We start from the raw sequence: 19,986 nt of genomic DNA, 5'->3' as shown, positions 1-19,986 counted from the left end.
ATACCGTGAATAAATCACGGGATGACAGAGAAAACAAAAGCTATATTTTAGGTATTTCGATTCTTACCGATAGTCCGCCTAAATCCTTGCTATCTTCTAAATAAATAGAGCCTTTGTGATCGTTTATTATTTCTTTAGTAATAGCAAGCCCAAGTCCTACGTTACTTGCATTATCAAGCTGTCTTGCTTTATCCGATCTATAAAACGGTTTAAATACAAGGTGTTTTTCCGTATCATCTATACCGGGACCGTTATCCTCAATAATTATAGCTACGGTAGATGAATTATCTTTTGAAGATATCTTAATTTTAGTTCCATATTTTATAGCGTTACCGATTAAATTAGACAAGGCTCTTTCAAAAGAATTCGGCTTAATTCGTACTTCTAGTTTATCTAAGTTAATAGATTTTATAAATTCAATATCTACATGTGACCATTTGTTTAAAAGATGTTCCATCCAAGGTAATAATAAAATTTCTTCAAATTCTTCTGTACTTTCACCCTTAGCAAAATCTAAATAAGAATTTATCATTTGCTGCATAGTTAATATATCTTGTTTTAACCCTTTGATTTCTTCGCTTTTTTCCATCAATTCAAGTTGTAGCTTCATTCTTGTTAAAGGAGTTCTAAGATCATGCGAAATCATAGCAAGCATAGTGGTTCTTTTAGTAATTTGTTTTTCTATACGGGCTTTCATTTTTAAAAAAGCAAGCCCTGCTTTTCTTATTTCTAAGGCTCCTGAAGGTTTGAAATTTTTGCCTTTTAAAACACCTTGACCAAATTTATCCATGCTATCCGCAAGAGTGAGTATTGATTTAATTTGATTTTTGGAGAAAATAATAGAAACAGAAAGTAATATAACTGTTAAAGATATAATCCATAAAACAAATATATATACTGTAGGATTAAGTAGTAACTTTGCAGGAAAAGTAATATATAATATTCCATCTTTTAATTCTAAAAATACTTCAATTTTATTTTCTTTATTTAGTTTAACTATATTTTTTTCATGGATTTTTGTAGCTAAAATATTTTTAAATATAGTTAGAGGCTCACTTAATTTAGGTTGTTTTATAGATAACTTTTTACTAAGCTGAAATTGATAAGATAAATTAAGATAATTTTCCGATAAATGGGTTATCTCTCTTGAATTATTTCTATGTTCTTTAATCAGTGATTCTATTTCATTGATAATAATAGTACTAGTATAATATGAAACATTATACCAATGACGATCGTAAAACAAAAATATAGCAACGATTTGTCCTATTAAAATCGGAATGATTATAATAAACATAAACCGTACAAGTAATGTTCTCGGTAAAGCATATTTCAAAGAACTTGATACAAGCGAATTTTTCAAGACTCGCCTGTGTTCACGTATTTTTATACGCTGTGCAGGCTCGCTTTTAAATTCATCTTGTCTGAAGCTCTTTGAAATATGTTGTAATAATTTAGATATAAAGTGCATAGCCCTCATTACGCACGGTTTTTAAATATTTCGGTTCTTTTGGGTTGTCTTCTATTTTGCTTCTTATTCTTGTAATTTGTACGTCGATAGAACGCATACTAAGCCCTCCCATTATTTTTGAAAGTTCAAAACGACTAGTAGATTTACCAGAATTTTTTATTAATATCTCAAGTAATTTTTGTTCAGTAGAGCTAAGAGATACAATTTGATTATTCTTGGTAAATTCTTTTGTATCGGAATTATAAAAATTATTACCGAATTTAATTATATTCGTTTCTTTTTTAAAGTTATTATAATTATTGATTAAGTTATTTATCCGAAGTAATAATTCTCTCGGTTCAAAAGGTTTAGTTATATAATCAGAGGCACCGGCTTCAAGTCCTTTAACACGGTCATCGGCTTCCGATAAAGCAGTAAGCATAACTATAGGGATATTATTACCGGCATCCCTTATAGTAGTAGCAAAATCAAGCCCTGTTATTTCAGGTAACATAACATCTAAAATAATTAAATCGTAATTAGAAGTTTTTAATAGATTTTTAGCTTCTATGACTGAGCTTACCGTTGATACTAAAAACTCGTTTTTATTTAAAAACTGCTTTAAAAGTGCTAATATTCTGCTATCATCATCAACGATTAAAATATGTGCTTTGTATGTATGCATACTCGTTTAAAATTGGTATTAGCTTTTCTATCATTGTAAGCCGGTATTGCTTGCGTGGATCAATTCCACTGTTGTCATCCTGCGACTTGATCACGGGATCCAGTTAAAAATACTAATGATTTTAGTATTTTTTATTGTTTTTTGGATACCGTGGTCAAGCCACGGTATGACACCAAATGCGTTTTTCGATCCACGCAACAACGCTACTCGCAATGACGATTGACAATAATTGACAATACTTTAATATAAATATAGGTTAATGACAATGATAAAACTAGAGCAAATTTTTTGGCATGTTTGGATTAACGGTGATTTAGTTCCTTATCAATTTGCAAGGATTCATGTTTTAACTCATAGTCTGCATTATTCAGGATCGGTATTTGAGGGTGAGAGAGCTTATAACGGCAAAGTTTTTAAACTAAAAGAACATACGGAAAGATTAATAAAATCAGCAGAAGCATTAGGTTTGAAAGTACCGTATAATGTTGATGAGATTATGGAAGCTCATGAACTTGTAATAAAACAAAATAATATTAAGGATGCATATATAAGACCGCTTATTTGGAGTGGAGACGAGTCGCTAAATATCACTAATCAGTATTTATCTACTAATCTTTTGATTGCCGGTATTCCATCTATGCCGAGGTCTTTTGAGAAAGGTATAAATTTGCATGTAAGCCACTGGCGTAAAGCAATGCCTGATAGCACGCCGGTACAATCTAAATCCGCCGCTCAATATAATATGGCAATAACGAGTAAAAAAGAAGCTAAAGCTCTTGGCTATGATGATGCATTATTACTTGATTATGAAGGGTATATCGCTGAATGCACTACAACAAATATTTTCTTTGTTAAAGATAAAACATTATATACTCCAATTGCTGATAGGTTTTTAAACGGTATAACAAGACAGACTATTATTGAAATTGCAAAAGATTTAGGTCTAGAAGTAAAAGAAGAACGTTTAAAATTAGAGCAAATAGAGGATTTTACCGGATGCTTTGTTACAGGCACGGCAATCGAGGTACAAAATATTGATTCTATAGATTTAGGCAATAAAAAAATTACTTTCGATGATCATCAAATTGCAGATCGTTTGAAAGAAGAGTATGGGCGTGTTGTTAGGGAGTAGAAGAAACGTCATTGCGAGGAGGTATTGCCCGTGCGTGGATACCGAGTCGTCATTGCGAGCAGTCGTAGACTGCGTGGCAATCTCATCAAATAATAACAAACTCCTGAGATTGCTTCGTCGAATTACTACGTAATTCTTCTCGCAATGACGATTTAATAAGCTAAACAATTAAAATCAAAAAAATCATGCATAACATATTTAAAGGTTTAATTACCGCACTTATAACACCTTTTAAAGATAATAAGTTAGACTTATATGCTTTAGAGAGAATTTTAAAATATCAAATAAAGCATGAAGTCGATGCAGTATTAATTGCAGGCTCAACCGGAGAAGGTAGTAGTTTAAGCTTTGAAGAGTATAAATTATTACTGCAAACTAGCGTAGAAATCGTTAATAAGCGTATTCCTATAATAAGCGGGTGTTCATCAAATAATACTGCTTATGCACGAGAACTTGCAGCGGAATCTACAAAAATCGGTGTAGATGGTTTTATGGCTAGTCCGCCATCTTATGTAAAACCTACCCAACACGGGATTTATAAGCATTTTGAAGCATTGCATGAAGCGTGTAATCTACCTATTATGTTATATTCAGCTCCAACTAGAAGCGGAGTAGATTTTTCTGATGAGACAATATTGAAACTTAGCAAGCTACTGCGTATTTTAGCATTAAAAGATTGTGGCGTAGATTTAGAACGTCCATTGCGGATTAGAGCAATAGTTAAAGAGGATTTCAACATTTTAACCGGTAATGATGAAGTAGTCTTAGCTTTTAACGCTCAAGGTGGGGTAGGGTGGACTTCCGTAGCTTCTAATATTGCTCCCAATATATGTAAAGAGCTATTAGAGAAGTGGTATAAGAATGATACTAAAGGAGCATTAGGAATCCATCAGAAATTACTGCCTTTATATAAAGCATTATTTGTAGAATCTAATCCGATTCCAATAAAATATGCTGCACATTATTTAGGTTTATGTGAAAATGAAATTAGACTCCCATTAACTGAAGCAAGTGATAGTGCTAAAAAACAAATTGAAAACATCATAACATCACTATCCATAAAAATATGACCGAATATAAGAAAGTTATTGCACAAAATAAGAAAGCCCTTTTTAATTATTTTATTGAAGAAAGATTAGAAGCGGGTATTGTATTAAAGGGTAGTGAAGTACAGTCTCTGCGTCAAGGCAAAGCTTCTATAGAAGAAAGTCATGCGGCAGATACCGGACATGAGGTATTTTTGTATAACTGCCATATTACAGAATATGAAAAAGCGAATAGATTTAATCATTCTACTCGTAGACCGCGGAAATTATTGTTGCATACTAAAGAGATAAAGAAAATTATCGGTAGAATTAGAATAAAAGGCTATACGCTAGTAGCTCTTTCTATGTATTTTAATAAAAAAAATAAAGTGAAAGTTGAACTTGGTATTGCTAAAGGTAAGAAATTACATGATAAAAGAGAGTCAATTAAAGAAAAAGACTGGAAAAGAGATCAGAGCAGATTAATAAGACAGAAGTAATGGATTTTGTTGTGTGGGTTCGACGTATTCGGTGTCATCCCGTGGCTTGACCACGGGATCCAGAAAAATAAACTTTAATATCGATACGGAAAAACCTATCCATGATCCATGCAACAAATAACCGAACTAGATGACATTGAACCAGCTTTCTTGAAATAAAGTAAAAACAATCTAGAATTTTTAAAAAGGTATTTATGCAGCATATTATAGGTAAAATATTGGTTATATTTGTAGTTGTGATAGGAGTTTTATTTGTTTTCAAAACAATGAAAACTTATTCTACAAATCCGGTTTCCGTTGAGGTTAAACAAAGCGAGGATGCAAGGAAATGTGAAGAGGAAAGAGTCCAAGAAATAATCAAAGATTATTTGCTTAAAACTCCGGAAATAATAATAGAATCAATAGAAGGGTTGCAAAAACGTGAAGTACAGGAAAATGAGACTAAAGTTAATAACTATCTAAAAGATAATAAGTTAGGTATTGAGGATAGCACAAGCTTTCCTGTTATAGGAAATAAAGACGGTGATGTAACAATAATTGCTTTTTATGATTATAATTGTTCTTATTGTAAAAAAGGTGATGTTTCTATAAATGAATTATTGCAAAATGATCCAAAAGTTAAAGTTATATTACGACCGCTTCCTATCCTTGGAGATGCTTCCGAATATCTTGCAAGAATAGTTTTAGCCGTTTATAAGGTCAATCCAAGTAAATTTAAAGTCGTTCATGATGAATTAATAAAAATAAGAGATGTTTCTAAGGAATCTATAAAAGAATTATTAACCGAGAATGGCTTAAATGCTACGGAAATTGAAGAAATTACCGATAGCAATGAGATTAAAGATTTAATTACTCAAAATATGAAAATAGCTAGAAGCCTTAGAATCCAAGGAGTACCTGCGTATATAATTGATTCAAAATTAATACCTGGGTTAATAGATTTCCCACAATTACTAAATATAGTTAAAAAAATTAGGGATAATAAGAGTTCTTAAGAATTGTTGCGTAGATCGGTTTTTCTGTCATTGCGAGGAAAAACTGTAAGTTTTAACGAAGCAATCCAGTATAAAATTCTGTAAATCAGAATTTTATTATTTTTTCTAGATTGCCACGCTCCTTGCGAGCGACTGCAAGGAGCGTGGCAATCTTGTCAAGCATCCTGAGATTGCTTCATCAATTACTTACGTACTTTCCTTGCAATGACGAATTTAGCCTTTATTCAGTAAATCCAGCATAGTTTTACCGATATCGGCAGGGGATCTAGTAATAGTTACGCCGGCACTTTGTAGAGCTTCAAGCTTATCTTCGGCACTTCCTTTTCCTCCGGCAATAATAGCTCCGGCATGTCCCATTCTTTTACCTGGAGGTGCTGTAATACCTGCAATAAAGCTAACAATAGGCTTCTTGATTTTTGATTGTTTGATAAACTCAGCTGCATCTTCTTCCGCATTACCGCCAATTTCACCAATCATAATAATTGCTTTTGTCTCATCATCTTTCAAAAACATTTCAATACAATCAACAAAATTAGTATCGTTAACAGGATCGCCGCCTATACCGACACACGTAGATTGTCCAAGTCCTACTGCTGTTGTCTGTGCTACTGCTTCATAAGTTAGAGTACCTGATCTTGAAACAATACCTATCGTCCCTCTTTTATGAATATGCCCAGGCATAATACCGATTTTACATTCACCCGGTGTGATAACCCCAGGGCAGTTAGGACCGATTAATCTAGTTTTAGAGCCGACTAAAGCACGTTTTACTTTTACCATATCAAGTACCGGAATTCCTTCCGTTATACATACTACTACTTCAATTTCGGCATCGATTGCTTCTAATATCGAATCAGCGGCAAAGCCGGGCGGAACATATATAACGCTCGCATTTGCACCGGTTTTTGCTTTTGCTTCATGTACGGTATTATATACAGGTAAATCAAGGTGAGTATGACCGCCTTTGCCAGGTGTAACACCACCAACCATGTTAGTGCCATAAGCTATCGCTTGTTCAGAGTGAAAAGTTCCTTGTGAACCAGTAAAACCCTGACAGATAACTTTTGTTTTTTTATTTATTAATATTGCCATTTTTAATACGCTATTTTAAAAATTTGTTGTATTTAATACTGCTTGTATTTCAAGAATTGAATTTTATTTTGATAGGCGAGTGAGCGGAGCGTACATATAGTACGTGAGCATCACGAGTCCTTGATAAAATGAAATTCAATTCTTGAAATACAAGCAGTATTACTTTATCGCTTCAACTATCTTGCTTGCAGCATCTGCTAAATCATGTGCCGGTATTATTTCTAAACCGGAATTTGATAAAATTTCTTTGCCTTTTTCAACGTTTGTACCGGCTAAACGAACCACTAACGGTACTTTTATGCCTATTTCTTTTGCAGCTGCAATAATTCCTTCGGCTATAATATCACAACGCATGATACCGCCGAAAATATTAACTAAAATCCCTTGTACTTCTTTATCGGATAGAATTATTTTTAAAGCTTCTTTTACACGCTCACGATCGGCCCCGCCACCGACATCCAAGAAATTAGCAGGCGAAGCACCGTAAAGTTTAATAATATCCATAGTAGCCATGGCAAGACCGGCCCCGTTAACCATACAGCCGATATTACCGTCCATTTTTACATAGCTAAGTCCTGCATTTGCTGCTCTAGTTTCTAAAGGATCTTCCTCATCGTGATCACGCATTGCCGTAATATTCGGATGCTTAAATAAGCCATTATCGTCAAAAGTAATTTTTGCATCTAAAGCTAATAAGTTCCCGTCACTATTTACAATTAACGGGTTGATTTCAATTTGTGCTGCATCGGTTTCAATAAAAGCATTATAGACTGATTTTACTATTTCTTTCATCTGTTTGACTTGGTTATCCTTTAAGCCTAACTCATAAGCTATGCCTCGCATATGAAAATCTTGTAAACCGGTTGCAGGATCAACGGAAAATTTAATAATTTTTTCCGGAGTTTTTTCTGCTACTTCTTCAATATCAACTCCTCCTTCAGTAGAAGCTATGAAAGTAATACAGCTAGCCGATCTATCAAATACTATACTGAAATAATATTCTTTTAAAATATCACAACCTGATTCGATATAAAGACGGTTTACTTTTTGTCCTTGAGGCCCTGTTTGATGCGTTACTAAATTAATACCAAACATGTCATGAGCAACTTTTTTGGCTTCTTCTTTACTCTTAACAACCTTAACACCGCCTGCTTTACCTCTACCGCCGGCATGTATTTGTGCTTTAACCACATATACTTCCGTATTTAATTTATCTATGGTTTCATTAATCCTTTCGGTTTTCGTAACAACTAGCCCGGTGGAAGTAGGTACGCCGTATTTTCTTAAAATTTCTTTTGCTTGATATTCATGAATATTCATTTTAAATAATTTATTTAAATAATAAAAGCACAGTATAATAACTAATCTTTAAGCTGTAAAGAAGAGAGTTCTTTGTTATTTAATGTCATACTGTGGCTTGACCACGGTATCTTGTATCACAGGCTGTATCCTGAGACCCCGTGGTCAAGCCACGGGGTGACATTGTGCTACTCATTCAACATCCTCTTAAGTACGTTATCTTTCCTAATAAACGCGAGTTTCGTATTAAAATGCCTAAATTATGGTTAATGAATATGCTATAATGCTTATCCTTTCAAGGTTTGTAAGAGGTGTGACAAGTTTTACAATTTAATAGTTATAGTCAAAAAAGACAATTTACTAAAAATTTATGCAGTTTTAAGTACATTTTATAACAAAAACAATATTACTAATATCCTCGTAACCCAGTTACTATCAGCTATTCAGTTCCTCTATTAATACGAAACTCGCGTTAATAAAGTGATGATATAACGCAGCTAGTATATGCAAAATAATTAAAGCAGTAAATAACAAAGCAGCCTTTTTATGGATTTTTTTAAAGATTTTGGCAAATTGTAAATCTTGAGCAAAAGAATTTATAGTAAACAAACCATAAAAATCAATATGATGGTTTGATAAAATAGTCATTAGAAAGCCGCTTATCAGCATTAATAACATTAATTTATATTAATATTAGCGGTTTTTTCTGCCAATTCGGCATATTTTCCGGTAGCAAAACTTAGCTTATAGAATTTCCATAAAAGCCTTTATTACTAAAGATAAAACAACTATGCCGGTTGCTTCATGTATCCCGTATAGTTGCCATTTTAAAGGAGGCTCTACGAAATTATCCATTGAGAAACCGACAACGAGCATTACTATAACTATAATACTCATGATCCAGTGAAAAAGTTTTGCAATTAAGCCGTAAGAATTTTCAGTGTTTGTAAGTAGCATGATACCCCCAAAATTGGTTGCATTGTCATACCGTGGCTTGTCCACGGTATCTAGAAAACAACTTGTGAACATGTTAGTATTTTTACTAGATCCCGTGGTCAAGCCACGGTATGACACCGAATGCGTTTTTTGATCCACGTACAACAATCCCCGCTCGCAATGACGTAGTATATCAATTCCCAACCACCTTATCTATAATCTTTTCTGCCTCTTCACCGGTAATTTTTTCTTTATCATTCAGGATGAGATTAGCATTCTTTAAGTCATCTCCTATATGCTCTGCTCTTCCTTTTAAAATCTTGGCTAAAAATTGTTCGGCAAGAGCGTAATATGAGATTCTGTTACTTGGTTTTGCAAAGCCGTGTCCTTCATCTTTGTAAAGTGCATAAACTACCGGTATATGCTTTGCTTTCATGCTATTTACAATTTGATCGGATTCTGTTTGTTTTACACGAGGATCGTTAGCTCCTTGAGCAATAAAAAGTGGTTTTTTAATATTATCAACAAATGTTAAAGGAGAGCGTTCGTTTAAAAATTCTATATCTTTTTTGTTGTCCCAAGGTCCAATTCTTTTTTTAAATTCATTTAAAGCCGGTTCCCAATAAGGCGGCACACTTTTAATTAAGGTTAATAAATTTGAAGGTCCTACCACATCAACACCGCAAGCAAATACGTCCGGCGTCATAGTAAGACCGACTAAAGTTGCATAACCACCGTAACTACCGCCCATAATACAAATTTTATCAGGATCAGTAATATTATTCTTAACTGCCCAGTTGACTCCATCAAGTAAATCATAATGCATCTTTCTTCCCCATTCGAGGTTACTAGCATTAACAAAATCCTTACCAAAGCCTGTAGAACCACGGTAATTAACAGTTAAAACTGCGTAGCCACGGTTTGCAAGCCATTGATGCTCAGGATCATATCCCCAACTATCACGTACCCACGGACCACCATGAATATTTAAGATTAGAGGTACTTTTCTATCGGGTATATTATTTTCATCAAGCTTTACATCATTTGGGAAAGTTATATAGCTAACTAAATTAAGTCCGTCACGTGACTTGATAATTACCGGAATCATCTTAGCAAGATTATATTGCTCAAGTTCTTTACGGTTAGTAAATAAAAATTCGGCTTTTTTATTTGCCCTATCATATTTATAATATTTCACCGGTGCATTATCACTATCATAAGCTACAATCCAAGTTTTATCATCTAGTGTTCTGCTATTAATAATTAAATCCCCACGATCAAGAGCTTGCAAATATTTAACATCATCTTCAATGTCTGTATCTAATATTTTGTATGATACTCTATCACAATCTATAGATACCGCTTGAGGAGTTTGTTTGGTAGGATGCACGGTAAATAAGCCTATATCGGCTTTTGCATCTTCGGCTAATATTTCTTCTTTACCGTTTATAAGTGTTATAGCTTTAAGTGCAGAAGTATTGCGATTGCGTCCATCAACCATATAAAGAATTTCATTACTAGCATCAAAGCCTAAAATAGAAGTATTCGCTGAATCTTCCATTGATATTTTAGTAAATAATTCCCACTTATCATTTTTTAGTTCATAGTATTCCGTACCTCCGTCTTTATCAGGTGCAGCAGCGTATCTTATTTGTAAATTATTATCTATGATAAAACCTGTAAATTTCTCATTTTTTAATACTAGCTCTTTTTCTAAAGTATCTAGATTTAATTTATAAACATCAAAATATTTAGGATCACGCTCATTTAAATCTATTAATATTTCATTAGAGCTTTTATAACTTATCGCAACTATACCAGCTCTAACATCACGCTCAGGAGTGAGTAACTTTGTTTCTTTAGTCTCTAGGTTATAGCTATAAAGCCTAAAATTTTCATCACCCTTATGATCTTGAGAATATATAATATTCTTATTATTATAAGCTATCATATAGCCTCTTATTCCCCGATCTTTATCATGAGTTATAGATTCTGCTTTACTAATATCGTCTGATGGTGCTAGCCAAATATTCAAGACGCCGTCTTTGGGTGCAACATATAGAATATATTTGCCGTCGTGGGTTAGAGAAACCCTTGCTTTATCAGGGTTACCGAATAAAACTTTTCTTGGGATTATTTGATTGTTATCCATTATCGTTTGCTTTTGAAACATAAAAATACCGACACTTATTATTAATATAGTAGCTATAATACAGAAAATTTTGCTCATTACTAATGGTTTGTTATGTTATTTATAAGTGTCATGCTGTGGATCTAGAGTTGTCATTGCGAGCAGGCATTGTTGCGTGTATCAATTCCACCGCTGTCATCCTGAGACTTGATCGCGGGATCCAGTTTAAAATACTAAATATTTTTTATTGTTTTTTGGATACCGTGGTCAAGCCACGGTATGACACCAAATGCGTTTTTCGATTCACGCAACAATGCCTTGCGAGCAGCCGTAGGCTGCGTGGCAATCTCGTCAAATATCCTGAGATTACTTCGTAATTTCCTCGCAATGACGACTTGGTGTTCACGCAAGTAGCATCTCCTCGTAGTGACCTAGAATTTTATTTACACTCTCTCAATATTGCTTAAAAACCAATCAACTTCTTTGGCATTAGCATTACGTGTAAATGTCCATTCTTCTTTTAAATCTTCAATTTTGTCAACTACATTTTTACCTTGAAATAGTAATTTAATAAATATGTTATTACCGAACATGTAAATTTCTGAATATTTTGCACTTAAAGCCGATGAGTCAAAAAAATCACCGTAAGACGGCGTTATTTTTTCAAATTCTTCCAAGTATCTTTTATCTATTAGCTCAGATAATTCTTGAGTGTCTTTTTTATAAGCAGCTTCTATAATCATTTGAAAAGCAGTTTTAGCATTATTTATAAATTTAACCGGATCAAAGGAATAAAGGCGGTTATGGACTTGTTCCATTCCATCTACGACCGCAGTTATATTGTGTTCCACTATTATATCTTTAAAAGCTTTAATATCTTGGGCTGTTGGAATATTTTTTTCTTCTTTATTAGATTTAACTGTACTGTAAGTTACGTCCTTAATAACCGGTTCGCCAAAATAAGATTTTTGCTTTGTCTGTTCCTCTTCTGAAGTAGAACCGAGAGTCGTAATTAATTTGTTAATAATAAAAAAGGCAATAACGGCAAAAATTAATAACTCTATTATTTGAGGAGACATTTTCTATTTATTTTTATTATCAAAGATTATTCTTATATCTTAATATAAAAAAATAATCTTTTAAAGTTATTTAATAAAAATAAGGATTTATTTTTATTTTAGTTATACTTAAAGTTTAAAAAATAGCTAAAATATCTTGATTATTTCAATTATTATGATATTATCATTTTGTAAATGATGTTTAAACTCCATCATTGCAAAACATTTATAGCCTTTAGTCCATTTATGCTAGGGGGTTGTTGTACTAAAGCTTAATTTTTAAGCGTTTTTAGTATAACGGATAATTATTGTTTTCAATGATTGAGTTTATCCCCTAGCACCTATATATTTTTAGTAACTCTTCCACTTTTATAGCATTATCAAATCCGTAATCGTAATGAAATCTTATATCAGGCGAGAATTTTATATTTATTTTATTAGTAATAAAATTTCTAATAGCATTTTTAGAATTATTTAATGCATCCATAATTTCATCTATTGTTAGTTTAGTATTAAAAGGCAAGAAATAACAATTAGCTATTTTTAGGTCGGCAGTAACTATAACTTTCGTAATAGTAAGAGGACAATCAAAAAGTCTGCTATCCAGCATTTTACCACGTCTTAGAATTTCGATTAATGCTTCATTTATAATGCTTGCTAATTTTTGTTGTCTATAAGAATTAGTTTTGGTTAATTTTTTCATGAGTTAAAATATATACAATTCTAGAGCATAATAGCATGCTTTTGCCAAACAACCAATACCTAAAAATTTTAGAAATTTTGTTTTAAAAAAACCGAAAAATAAGGAAATAAAGCATTCCCAAAAAGGAAAGGCCATTAAGAAAATTATAAATATCTCATATTTATAATATAATTTTGTTAAATTTTTATGTCTTAAGATATTTTGTTCATTTTTGGAAGCATAAAAGATATTTAAAACTATTCTTCCAAAAATATAATTGACTGCATTACCGCTAAGAGAAGCACAAATAGCTACTAGCAGCATTATTAAACTATTATAACCCCCAAACATTTTCATAGAATGAAATATTAATTCATTCTGAAAACCGATAATAAGATTTGAGACAAAACTATCAACAAATAGTAAACTATATGCTTCAAATTGATTCATAAATGTAATATATTGAATTTTAATTAGGGGCATTAATCGTCATTGCGAGCGACTGAAAGGAGCGTGGCAATCTCATGAAGTAATATAAAATTCCTGAGATTGCCATGTCGATGCTACGCATCTCCTCGCAATGACGATTTCGGCAACCCTTACTATCTAACACCAAAATAAAGTAACCGGCAATGAAAAAGCAAATTATTTATCCTGATTTTATAGCACGAATTTTTTCTACGGCACTTGATTTATCATTATTTGCCTTTATAGCAATCCCAATATCACAATTTTGTTCTTTTAATTTATTATGGTTGTTCTTTAATGATTATTTTCTTAGCAATAACATTAATCTTCATAATCCCAATGAAATGTTTAACTCTGTTATGAGTCAGGAATTTTATGAATATCTTAAAGCAGGAAATTTTAATAAATATATTTTGTTTAATATTTCAATTTTTGCTACTAATATATTAGTAATAGGCTCATATTTCATAACACTTTGGTATTATAAAGGTGCAACGCTTAGTAAAATGTTTTTACGTATGAAAATCGTAGATGCTGTAACATTAAATCGTCCGACTTTAAAGCAGTTAATTAAAAGATTTTTAGGATATATGACTTTTCCTATAGGTATTTTTTTCATACTTTTTTCTTCTAAAAAACAAGCATTACATGATAAAATAGCCGGAACCGTCGTTATTAAGTCTTAAATATACTCCTAAGTAATAGACGAAGTTTAATTTGGAAAAGAGCAAGGAGTTTATAAGGCGAGGAGCGGAGCGTATACTTAATACGTGGCTACCTGCGAACTTATTAGACGACGTAGCCAATTTTTCAAATTAAACAAGTATATTTATGAATGAAACAAATGATAATGATATAGATCAGCTAATTTATCTTTTTTCAAAATTACCCGGTCTTGGTAGTAGGTCGGCAAGACGTATAGTATTATACTTACTGCAAGATAAAGATATAAGGTTAAAAAGCCTGATTAATAATCTTGTAGAGATAGATAAGAAAATAGTAAAATGCAAGATTTGCGGTAATATGGATACGGAAAATATTTGCCATATTTGTTCTTCTGAATATAGAGATAAATCAATTATTGCTATTGTCGAAACTGTGGCTGAATTATGGGCAATGGAGCGTAGCGGTAATTTTAGAGGTTTATATCATGTACTCGGTCATAATTTATCGGCAGCTAGTAGACAAAACCCTAGCATACTTCGGTTACCTGAACTACTTAAAAGATGTTTTGCAGAAAATATTAAAGAAGTTATTATTGCTACTAATTCTACTTTAGAAGGTCAGACTACTGCTTATTTTATTACAGAATATTTAAAAGAGCATCCTGCTAAAATTTCTCGCCTTGCTAGTGGTATACCTATCGGAGGTGAACTTGATTATTTAGACGAAGGTACTTTATCTGCCGCTATTAACCTACGCCAACCTTTTGAGTAAAATATTAATAAAAATTGACAATTTTATTGAAAAATGTTTAATCTGAAGCTTCTATATCACAAAAGAGGTTTTATGCAGAATTTTAAAATTAATTCAAAATCGGTTGCTAATATGGTAGCACAGATTAGAGTAAAACAATTAGCTATTAGAGATTCACAAAATAAAATTCAAAAAATTATAGTTGAAGAAATAGGAAAGAAGTTTAATAAAAGCAACGAAGAGTTAGTGCAAGAAATAGAGGACAAAATACAGCAATATTTAGAAACTAGTAAAGCAATAAATAATTACTTAAAAGATCAAAGTATAGATGATGTAGAATATCCTATAAAATACAATAAAACTGATATACAGCTCAAAATGATTTATGAATATGTGAAACACAACAAAAAGGTAATTTAATAGACCAAATAATAAAAAAGAAATTTTATCATGGTCTATCAAATGGCATATCTCCTAATGAATTACCTGTTTTACAATCGGATAGTAGGATCTCGTATTGGGGTAATGAAAATTCTTCTGTTAGTTCAGTATTATTAAAGAGTATTGCTAAAATACTTAAAGCTGAAACACCTACTATGATAGGTGCTGCTACATTTTATCTATTTTATAATCCTAAATATAAATTACCAAAAGATTTAGTACCAAAACATTATCCTTTTGCTAATGAAGAAGGAATATTACTTTTTGGAGATTACCAATTTGGCGGTCATAACTACTTTGAAAATTGGTCAGTATTCGCTCCAGAGGATTGCTCAAGTTCAGTAGGTAAAGCGACTTATGTAAAGGCTGAACAAATAAAAGATATATCAACTCAAAAAATGAAAGAAGACTGGAGTCAATATGGTTATGAGTTAGTTGTCGAATTAGATGGTAGTATAAATGATAGTAAACTAGAATTAGTAAAGCCAGGAGATATTTGCCTTTATAAAGATAAGCCTCATGTAGGAATAATTGCAAATATCTTAGAAAAAAGTATAACCACATTACAATTTGCTAGAGATATAGATAGAGAAAGAGAAAAAATATTGGGTGGTGGAATTTATTATGATAATTTGAGTGATGATAAATATGCTGCTTATATTTTACGTTCAAATTTAGAACCATTAAGTGAGTCTATATCCTTAAGTAATCTTTTAAATAAGATAGATGCAAAATATGTAGAGCTATAGTAAACTGAGATGTATAATACAAGTCTACTTTTTTAAAATAATTTTAAGTAAAATTAATATTTTATTAATACAATATTTAAAAATTGTTAATTTCTGACCTCTTAATTCTAAAGAGGTGTCTTGTATTTAAGGAATATTGCGAGTTTCGAGCGGTAACCATAAAATATGGTTATTTTCAAAAAAGTTAATAGAAGACTTTTTTGATTTCATATATAATGCCTAGTTATTTTTAACAAGGCATCATACATTAATTTAATTCTTAGTCAAAAAATTATTAATATTTTTTAATAATTACCACCGAATTGCTCTTTAATAATTCTATCTTCCAGCGTATGGTTTTTATTAAAGAGCAGTTTGATAGGCTTATCCTTAGTAGATTTAACGGTAACATTTGTGATATTATTAAACTCCTGAAAGTCGGCAGTAGCATTTACTGGTCGTTTATTTATATTAAGTATTTCAAATTTAATCGTAGCAGATGAAAGCAGTAAAGCGCCGTGCCATCTACGCGGTCTAAACGAGCAGATAGGGGTTAGGCATAACATGTTTGACTCAAGCGGTAAAATAGGACCACCGGCAGATAAATTATAAGCACTACTTCCGGCAGGTGTTGCAACTAAAGCTCCGTCTGCTACTAATTCGCTCATTCTCTCTATCCCGTTTACGTCTATTCTAAATTTAGCAGCTTGATTAGTTTTACGAAATATCGATACTTCGTTAATAGCAAGTGCCGTATATATTTGACCGCTCGTATCTTCGACTTCCATAAGAAGAGGATTTAGGATAGAAACCGTACTTTCATGTATATTTTGTAATAAATTCTTGGTATCTAAAGGATTCATTAAAAAGCCGAGTTTCCCTAAATTAACTCCATAAAAAGGGATATTAAGATGCATATAGCGGTGAATATTATGTAGTAATTCTCCATCGCCGCCTATTACGATAATTGCTTCTGCTTCCTCTATTTTACAATAATTATAGAGTTTTCTTATTTCCTCTATAATAGCTAGATGTTTGGAATTTTGGTTATAAATCAATGCTATTTTATTTATATTCATTATATGAATTTCTTTTTTAATCATATAGACGCTTAGCTAATAATAAGTTATAAGAATATAAGTAATAAAATAAATATTAAGTTAAATTATGTCATCATTCAACATCAAAAATCATAAAAATGATCTGCTATTTGTACCACTAGGAGGATCTAATGAAATAGGTATGAATCTTAATCTTTACCATTATAAAGGTAAATGGTTAATGATTGATTGCGGTAGCGGTTTTGCTGATGATTATTTACCCGGTGTTGATATGATAATTGCCGATAGCAGCTTTATCGAGAAATATAAAAAAGATATAGTAGGTCTGATTTTAACTCATGCTCACGAGGATCATTTAGGCGGGGTACAATATTTATGGAATAGTCTTAAATGTCCTATTTATACTACTACTTTCACGGCAAATTTTTTAAAGATTCGTTTAAATGAATATGATTTTGCTAAAAATATAAAAATTCATGAAGTAAAACCCGGTAGTAAAATAAATCTAGATCCTTTTTCCTTAGAGATGGTGCCGCTGACTCACTCGGCTCCTGAAATGCAAGCAATTATGATCCGTACGGATGCAGGTAATATTTTACACACGGGAGATTGGAAATTTGATAATGACCCGGTACTTGGGAAAAAAGCCGATGAGGAGCTTTTAGAATCTTACGGAGATGAAGGGGTTCTTGCACTTGTTTGTGATTCAACTAACGTGTTTAATAAAGGAAGCTCGGGTTCTGAGGGGGATGCTAGAAAAAGTTTAGTAGATATTATAGCCGGCTGTCCTCAAATGGTAGTAGTTTCAACCTTTGCCTCTAATTTAGCACGGCTTGATACAATAATTCATGCAGCAGGGCTTGCTGGTAGAAAAGTAGTTTTAACTGGTAGAAGTTTGCATCGTATGATGCTTGCTGCTCAGGAAAGCGGCTATTTTAAAGATATTGCTCCTCTAATTAGTGAACGTGATGTTAGCAGATTTAGAAGAGAAGAATTATTAGTAATTGCTACCGGTTGTCAAGGTGAGCCTATGGCTGCCACCGCAAAACTGGCTAGTAATTCTCACCCGTCTATAAAGCTTGCTCCTAAGGATACAATGATTTTTTCTTCAAAAATTATTCCGGGTAATGAAAAGAAAATATTCAGGCTATTTAATATATTTGTTAAAGCCAGTGTAGAAGTTATTACCGAGCGAGACCATTTTGTGCATGTTTCAGGACATCCATCGATTGACGAGCTACAAAAAATGTATTCTCTAATTAGACCGAATATTTGTATACCTGTTCACGGCGAGCCGGTACATATTCATGAACATGTTAAGCTTGCTAAGAAAAACGGCATAAAACAGGCAGTAGAGGTTGAAAACGGTAGTGTAGTACTGCTTGAACCTAATAATGCAAAAGTAATTTCAAAGGTTGAAAACGGTTATTTAGCTGTAGACGGTAATTATTTACTGCCCGTTGAATCCCCGATTTTCAAAGCTAGAAGACATATGCGTGAGTCGGGTATCGTGGTAGCATCAGTAGTAATTAATAAAAAAGGGCTGCTTGCTGCAAACCCAATGCTGTCAATGCCTGGGCTGCTTGATCCGAAAGAGGATATGGCATTAGTTAACCTCATTAAAAACGACATTAAAGAACTTGTTACCATTCAAAATAAACAGGCTAAAAAAGCATTGTCGGATGAACAAGTAATCGAGGCAATAAAAGGAACAATCCGTAAAACCTTAAAACAAGAAATTAATAAGTCACCCGTTATAATAGTAAATCTTGAGAAAGCTATGGAGTAGTGTTATTTTTTCTTGACCGTCATCCTGTGGCTTGACCACGGGATCTAGTCTTTTTAATTTTTTTATGGACCCCGTGGTCAAGCCACGGGGTGACACCGAAGAATCTGAGCCAAGCAACGATACCTACAAGCTTGCAAGTGCCAAAGAAAAAATAAGCACATGAATAAATTTAAAAATATTGCGGTTTATGGGGGAGGGAGTTTCGGTACTAGCCTTGCTTCTTTAGCAGCACAAAACTGTAATAACGTTACTTTATTTTTACGTGACGAGGAAATAGCAAAAGAAATTTTACATAACAAAACTAACGTAAAATATTTAGGGGATATTAAATTACCTGCTCATTTACAGGCTACTACAAACTTAGATATAATTAAGAATTTTGAACTAATTATTATTGCAGTGCCGTCTTACGCTTTTGATTACTCAATAAAATTATTAAAAACTCACGGTATTTCTACAGCTAATACTCTTCTAATTGCAACAAAAGGCTTTGCCCGTAATCCTACTGAACTATTTTCTGATAGACTTAAAACTCTATTACCGCATAGCCCTACAGCGTTTTTTGCAGGTCCGAATCTAGCAAGAGAACTTGCTAAAAATTTACCGGCTTCAGCAAGTATTGCAAGTTTAGATATAGATATAGTAAATAAAATAGCTTATAACCTAAGTTCAAAAATTTTTACTACTAATGTGACAAGCGATATTGTGACATTACAGGTAGCAGGAGCATTAAAAAATATTTTTGCTATTAAAAGCGGGATTGATTTAGCAAGAGAGCAGGACGGAAATGCAAGAGCAATGCTTATAGTAGCTGCCTTAAAAGAAATTGCTACTTTATCGAAAGCTTTAAGCTGTATGCAAGAGGGGGGAATATATTATTAGAGGCGGGAGTAGTAGGTGATTTAGTTCTTACTTGCTATTCTTTAGGATCACGTAATACAAAATTCGGTTATGAGCTTGGAATTAGTAAAGATAAAAAGAAATTTTTACAAGAATATAAAGAGTTAGTAGAGGGAAAAGAGGCATTAAAATTAGTTTTGGATTGGGGGTGTCAGAAAGTTTGTGTAAGTTATAAAAATAGTTAAGAATAAAATTAAT

The 19,986-nt window shown here is 32.5% G+C and carries 20 protein-coding genes and 1 pseudogene; 10 read left to right on the top strand and 11 right to left on the bottom strand.

The genetic code is table 11. The annotated features are described in order from the left end of the window. Positions 1 to 40: 40 nt before the first annotated feature. Positions 41 to 1,471: a palindromic element RPE3 domain-containing protein gene (locus REIS_RS03190; RefSeq protein WP_173400485.1), complete on the bottom strand. Its 1,431-nt coding sequence runs from the start codon at positions 1,469 to 1,471 to the stop codon at positions 41 to 43. Continuing rightward, entirely contained in the window at positions 1,455 to 2,135 is a 681-nt protein-coding gene (locus REIS_RS03185; RefSeq protein WP_008579816.1) for a response regulator transcription factor, read from the bottom strand. Before REIS_RS03185 ends, REIS_RS03190 begins: the two co-directional genes overlap by 17 nt. 259 nt (positions 2,136 to 2,394) lie before the next feature. On the opposite strand from REIS_RS03185, the gene REIS_RS03180 reads away from it, so the two are divergent. The 4 genes from REIS_RS03180 (at position 2,395) to REIS_RS03165 (ending at position 5,787) form a co-directional block, all read left to right on the top strand. Continuing rightward, entirely contained in the window at positions 2,395 to 3,267 is an 873-nt protein-coding gene (locus REIS_RS03180) for a branched-chain amino acid transaminase (protein WP_008579815.1), read from the top strand. Between the two features lie 185 nt (positions 3,268 to 3,452). After that, positions 3,453 to 4,337 (top strand): 4-hydroxy-tetrahydrodipicolinate synthase, encoded by an 885-nt coding sequence (gene dapA, locus REIS_RS03175; protein WP_008579814.1) that lies wholly within the window; start codon positions 3,453 to 3,455, stop codon positions 4,335 to 4,337. Beyond that, complete coding sequence (smpB, locus tag REIS_RS03170) at positions 4,334 to 4,792, top strand: SsrA-binding protein SmpB (RefSeq protein WP_008579813.1); 459 nt, start codon at positions 4,334 to 4,336, stop codon at positions 4,790 to 4,792. The genes dapA and smpB overlap by 4 nt, the downstream gene beginning before the upstream one ends. 194 nt (positions 4,793 to 4,986) lie before the next feature. Beyond that, entirely contained in the window at positions 4,987 to 5,787 is an 801-nt protein-coding gene (locus tag REIS_RS03165; protein WP_008579811.1) for a DsbA family protein, read from the top strand. 213 nt (positions 5,788 to 6,000) lie between these two features. On the opposite strand, the gene sucD is transcribed toward REIS_RS03165, so the two are convergent. The 8 genes from sucD to REIS_RS03125 form a co-directional block, all read right to left on the bottom strand. Next, a complete protein-coding gene (gene sucD, locus REIS_RS03160; protein ID WP_008579810.1) occupies positions 6,001 to 6,879 on the bottom strand; it encodes a succinate--CoA ligase subunit alpha in 879 nt (292 codons plus the stop codon). A 159-nt stretch (positions 6,880 to 7,038) separates the two neighbouring features. After that, positions 7,039 to 8,199, bottom strand: coding sequence for an ADP-forming succinate--CoA ligase subunit beta (sucC, locus tag REIS_RS03155; protein WP_008579809.1), 1,161 nt, complete (start codon positions 8,197 to 8,199; stop codon positions 7,039 to 7,041). Between the two features lie 414 nt (positions 8,200 to 8,613). After that, positions 8,614 to 8,856 carry a cytochrome b gene (locus REIS_RS10970; protein WP_008579808.1) on the bottom strand — a complete coding sequence of 81 codons (243 nt, stop codon included), beginning with the start codon at positions 8,854 to 8,856 and terminating at the stop codon, positions 8,614 to 8,616. 66 nt (positions 8,857 to 8,922) lie between these two features. Continuing rightward, positions 8,923 to 9,237 (bottom strand): palindromic element RPE4 domain-containing protein, encoded by a 315-nt coding sequence (locus REIS_RS15065; protein WP_193784380.1) that lies wholly within the window; start codon positions 9,235 to 9,237, stop codon positions 8,923 to 8,925. A gap of 70 nt (positions 9,238 to 9,307) precedes the next feature. After that, positions 9,308 to 11,344, bottom strand: a complete 2,037-nt coding sequence (locus REIS_RS03140) for a S9 family peptidase (protein ID WP_008579806.1) — start codon at positions 11,342 to 11,344, stop codon at positions 9,308 to 9,310. Positions 11,345 to 11,688: 344 nt separating this feature from the next. Continuing rightward, the gene (locus REIS_RS03135) at positions 11,689 to 12,324 is read right to left on the bottom strand and encodes a Tim44 domain-containing protein (RefSeq protein ID WP_008579805.1); all 636 of its coding nucleotides are present in this window, start codon (positions 12,322 to 12,324) and stop codon (positions 11,689 to 11,691) included. Between the two features lie 313 nt (positions 12,325 to 12,637). After that, the gene (gene rbfA / locus REIS_RS03130) at positions 12,638 to 13,006 is read right to left on the bottom strand and encodes a 30S ribosome-binding factor RbfA (protein WP_008579804.1); all 369 of its coding nucleotides are present in this window, start codon (positions 13,004 to 13,006) and stop codon (positions 12,638 to 12,640) included. 3 nt (positions 13,007 to 13,009) lie between these two features. Then, positions 13,010 to 13,435: a YqaA family protein gene (locus tag REIS_RS03125; RefSeq protein ID WP_037213901.1), complete on the bottom strand. Its 426-nt coding sequence runs from the start codon at positions 13,433 to 13,435 to the stop codon at positions 13,010 to 13,012. 182 nt (positions 13,436 to 13,617) lie between these two features. Between REIS_RS03125 and REIS_RS03120 the strand changes: the two genes are divergently transcribed. The 4 genes from REIS_RS03120 (at position 13,618) to REIS_RS10960 (ending at position 16,059) form a co-directional block, all read left to right on the top strand. Then, on the top strand, positions 13,618 to 14,139 hold the full coding sequence (locus tag REIS_RS03120; RefSeq protein WP_008579802.1) for an RDD family protein: 522 nt from the start codon (positions 13,618 to 13,620) through the stop codon (positions 14,137 to 14,139). A gap of 145 nt (positions 14,140 to 14,284) precedes the next feature. Further along, entirely contained in the window at positions 14,285 to 14,890 is a 606-nt protein-coding gene (gene recR / locus REIS_RS03115; RefSeq protein WP_008579801.1) for a recombination mediator RecR, read from the top strand. Between the two features lie 72 nt (positions 14,891 to 14,962). After that, on the top strand, positions 14,963 to 15,289 hold the full coding sequence (locus tag REIS_RS10965; RefSeq protein ID WP_152540708.1) for a hypothetical protein: 327 nt from the start codon (positions 14,963 to 14,965) through the stop codon (positions 15,287 to 15,289). A gap of 176 nt (positions 15,290 to 15,465) precedes the next feature. Beyond that, the gene (locus REIS_RS10960; RefSeq protein ID WP_008579798.1) at positions 15,466 to 16,059 is read left to right on the top strand and encodes a hypothetical protein; all 594 of its coding nucleotides are present in this window, start codon (positions 15,466 to 15,468) and stop codon (positions 16,057 to 16,059) included. 284 nt (positions 16,060 to 16,343) lie between these two features. Here the strand turns inward: REIS_RS10960 and REIS_RS03105 are convergent, their stop codons facing one another. Next, the gene (locus REIS_RS03105) at positions 16,344 to 17,117 is read right to left on the bottom strand and encodes an NAD kinase (protein ID WP_037213904.1); all 774 of its coding nucleotides are present in this window, start codon (positions 17,115 to 17,117) and stop codon (positions 16,344 to 16,346) included. 88 nt (positions 17,118 to 17,205) lie between these two features. Between REIS_RS03105 and REIS_RS03100 the strand changes: the two genes are divergently transcribed. Together REIS_RS03100 and REIS_RS03095 are read left to right on the top strand one after the other, a co-directional pair. Beyond that, positions 17,206 to 18,888 carry a ribonuclease J gene (locus tag REIS_RS03100; RefSeq protein WP_008579796.1) on the top strand — a complete coding sequence of 561 codons (1,683 nt, stop codon included), beginning with the start codon at positions 17,206 to 17,208 and terminating at the stop codon, positions 18,886 to 18,888. 159 nt (positions 18,889 to 19,047) lie between these two features. Continuing rightward, positions 19,048 to 19,973 (top strand): annotated as a pseudogene (locus REIS_RS03095) (NAD(P)H-dependent glycerol-3-phosphate dehydrogenase). Positions 19,974 to 19,986: the final 13 nt, after the last annotated feature.

The organism is Rickettsia endosymbiont of Ixodes scapularis, from assembly GCF_000160735.1.
GTDB lineage: Bacteria > Pseudomonadota > Alphaproteobacteria > Rickettsiales > Rickettsiaceae > Rickettsia > Rickettsia tamurae.
This window is presented reverse-complemented; position numbering and strand designations above follow the sequence as displayed.

Excerpts from the sequence above, each read along its gene's own strand:
- REIS_RS03190 (WP_173400485.1), bottom strand. The coding sequence starts at position 1,471 with ATGCACTTTATATCTAAATTATTACAACATATTTCAAAGAGCTTCAGA.
- REIS_RS03185 (WP_008579816.1), bottom strand. The coding sequence starts at position 2,135 with ATGCATACATACAAAGCACATATTTTAATCGTTGATGATGATAGCAGA.
- REIS_RS03180 (WP_008579815.1), top strand. The coding sequence starts at position 2,395 with ATGACAATGATAAAACTAGAGCAAATTTTTTGGCATGTTTGGATTAAC.
- dapA (WP_008579814.1), top strand. The coding sequence starts at position 3,453 with ATGCATAACATATTTAAAGGTTTAATTACCGCACTTATAACACCTTTT.
- smpB (WP_008579813.1), top strand. The coding sequence starts at position 4,334 with ATGACCGAATATAAGAAAGTTATTGCACAAAATAAGAAAGCCCTTTTT.
- REIS_RS03165 (WP_008579811.1), top strand. The coding sequence starts at position 4,987 with ATGCAGCATATTATAGGTAAAATATTGGTTATATTTGTAGTTGTGATA.
- sucD (WP_008579810.1), bottom strand. The coding sequence starts at position 6,879 with ATGGCAATATTAATAAATAAAAAAACAAAAGTTATCTGTCAGGGTTTT.
- sucC (WP_008579809.1), bottom strand. The coding sequence starts at position 8,199 with ATGAATATTCATGAATATCAAGCAAAAGAAATTTTAAGAAAATACGGC.
- REIS_RS10970 (WP_008579808.1), bottom strand. The coding sequence starts at position 8,856 with ATGTTATTAATGCTGATAAGCGGCTTTCTAATGACTATTTTATCAAAC.
- REIS_RS03140 (WP_008579806.1), bottom strand. The coding sequence starts at position 11,344 with ATGAGCAAAATTTTCTGTATTATAGCTACTATATTAATAATAAGTGTC.
- REIS_RS03135 (WP_008579805.1), bottom strand. The coding sequence starts at position 12,324 with ATGTCTCCTCAAATAATAGAGTTATTAATTTTTGCCGTTATTGCCTTT.
- rbfA (WP_008579804.1), bottom strand. The coding sequence starts at position 13,006 with ATGAAAAAATTAACCAAAACTAATTCTTATAGACAACAAAAATTAGCA.
- REIS_RS03125 (WP_037213901.1), bottom strand. The coding sequence starts at position 13,435 with ATGAATCAATTTGAAGCATATAGTTTACTATTTGTTGATAGTTTTGTC.
- REIS_RS03120 (WP_008579802.1), top strand. The coding sequence starts at position 13,618 with ATGAAAAAGCAAATTATTTATCCTGATTTTATAGCACGAATTTTTTCT.
- recR (WP_008579801.1), top strand. The coding sequence starts at position 14,285 with ATGAATGAAACAAATGATAATGATATAGATCAGCTAATTTATCTTTTT.
- REIS_RS10965 (WP_152540708.1), top strand. The coding sequence starts at position 14,963 with ATGCAGAATTTTAAAATTAATTCAAAATCGGTTGCTAATATGGTAGCA.
- REIS_RS10960 (WP_008579798.1), top strand. The coding sequence starts at position 15,466 with ATGATAGGTGCTGCTACATTTTATCTATTTTATAATCCTAAATATAAA.
- REIS_RS03105 (WP_037213904.1), bottom strand. The coding sequence starts at position 17,117 with ATGAATATAAATAAAATAGCATTGATTTATAACCAAAATTCCAAACAT.
- REIS_RS03100 (WP_008579796.1), top strand. The coding sequence starts at position 17,206 with ATGTCATCATTCAACATCAAAAATCATAAAAATGATCTGCTATTTGTA.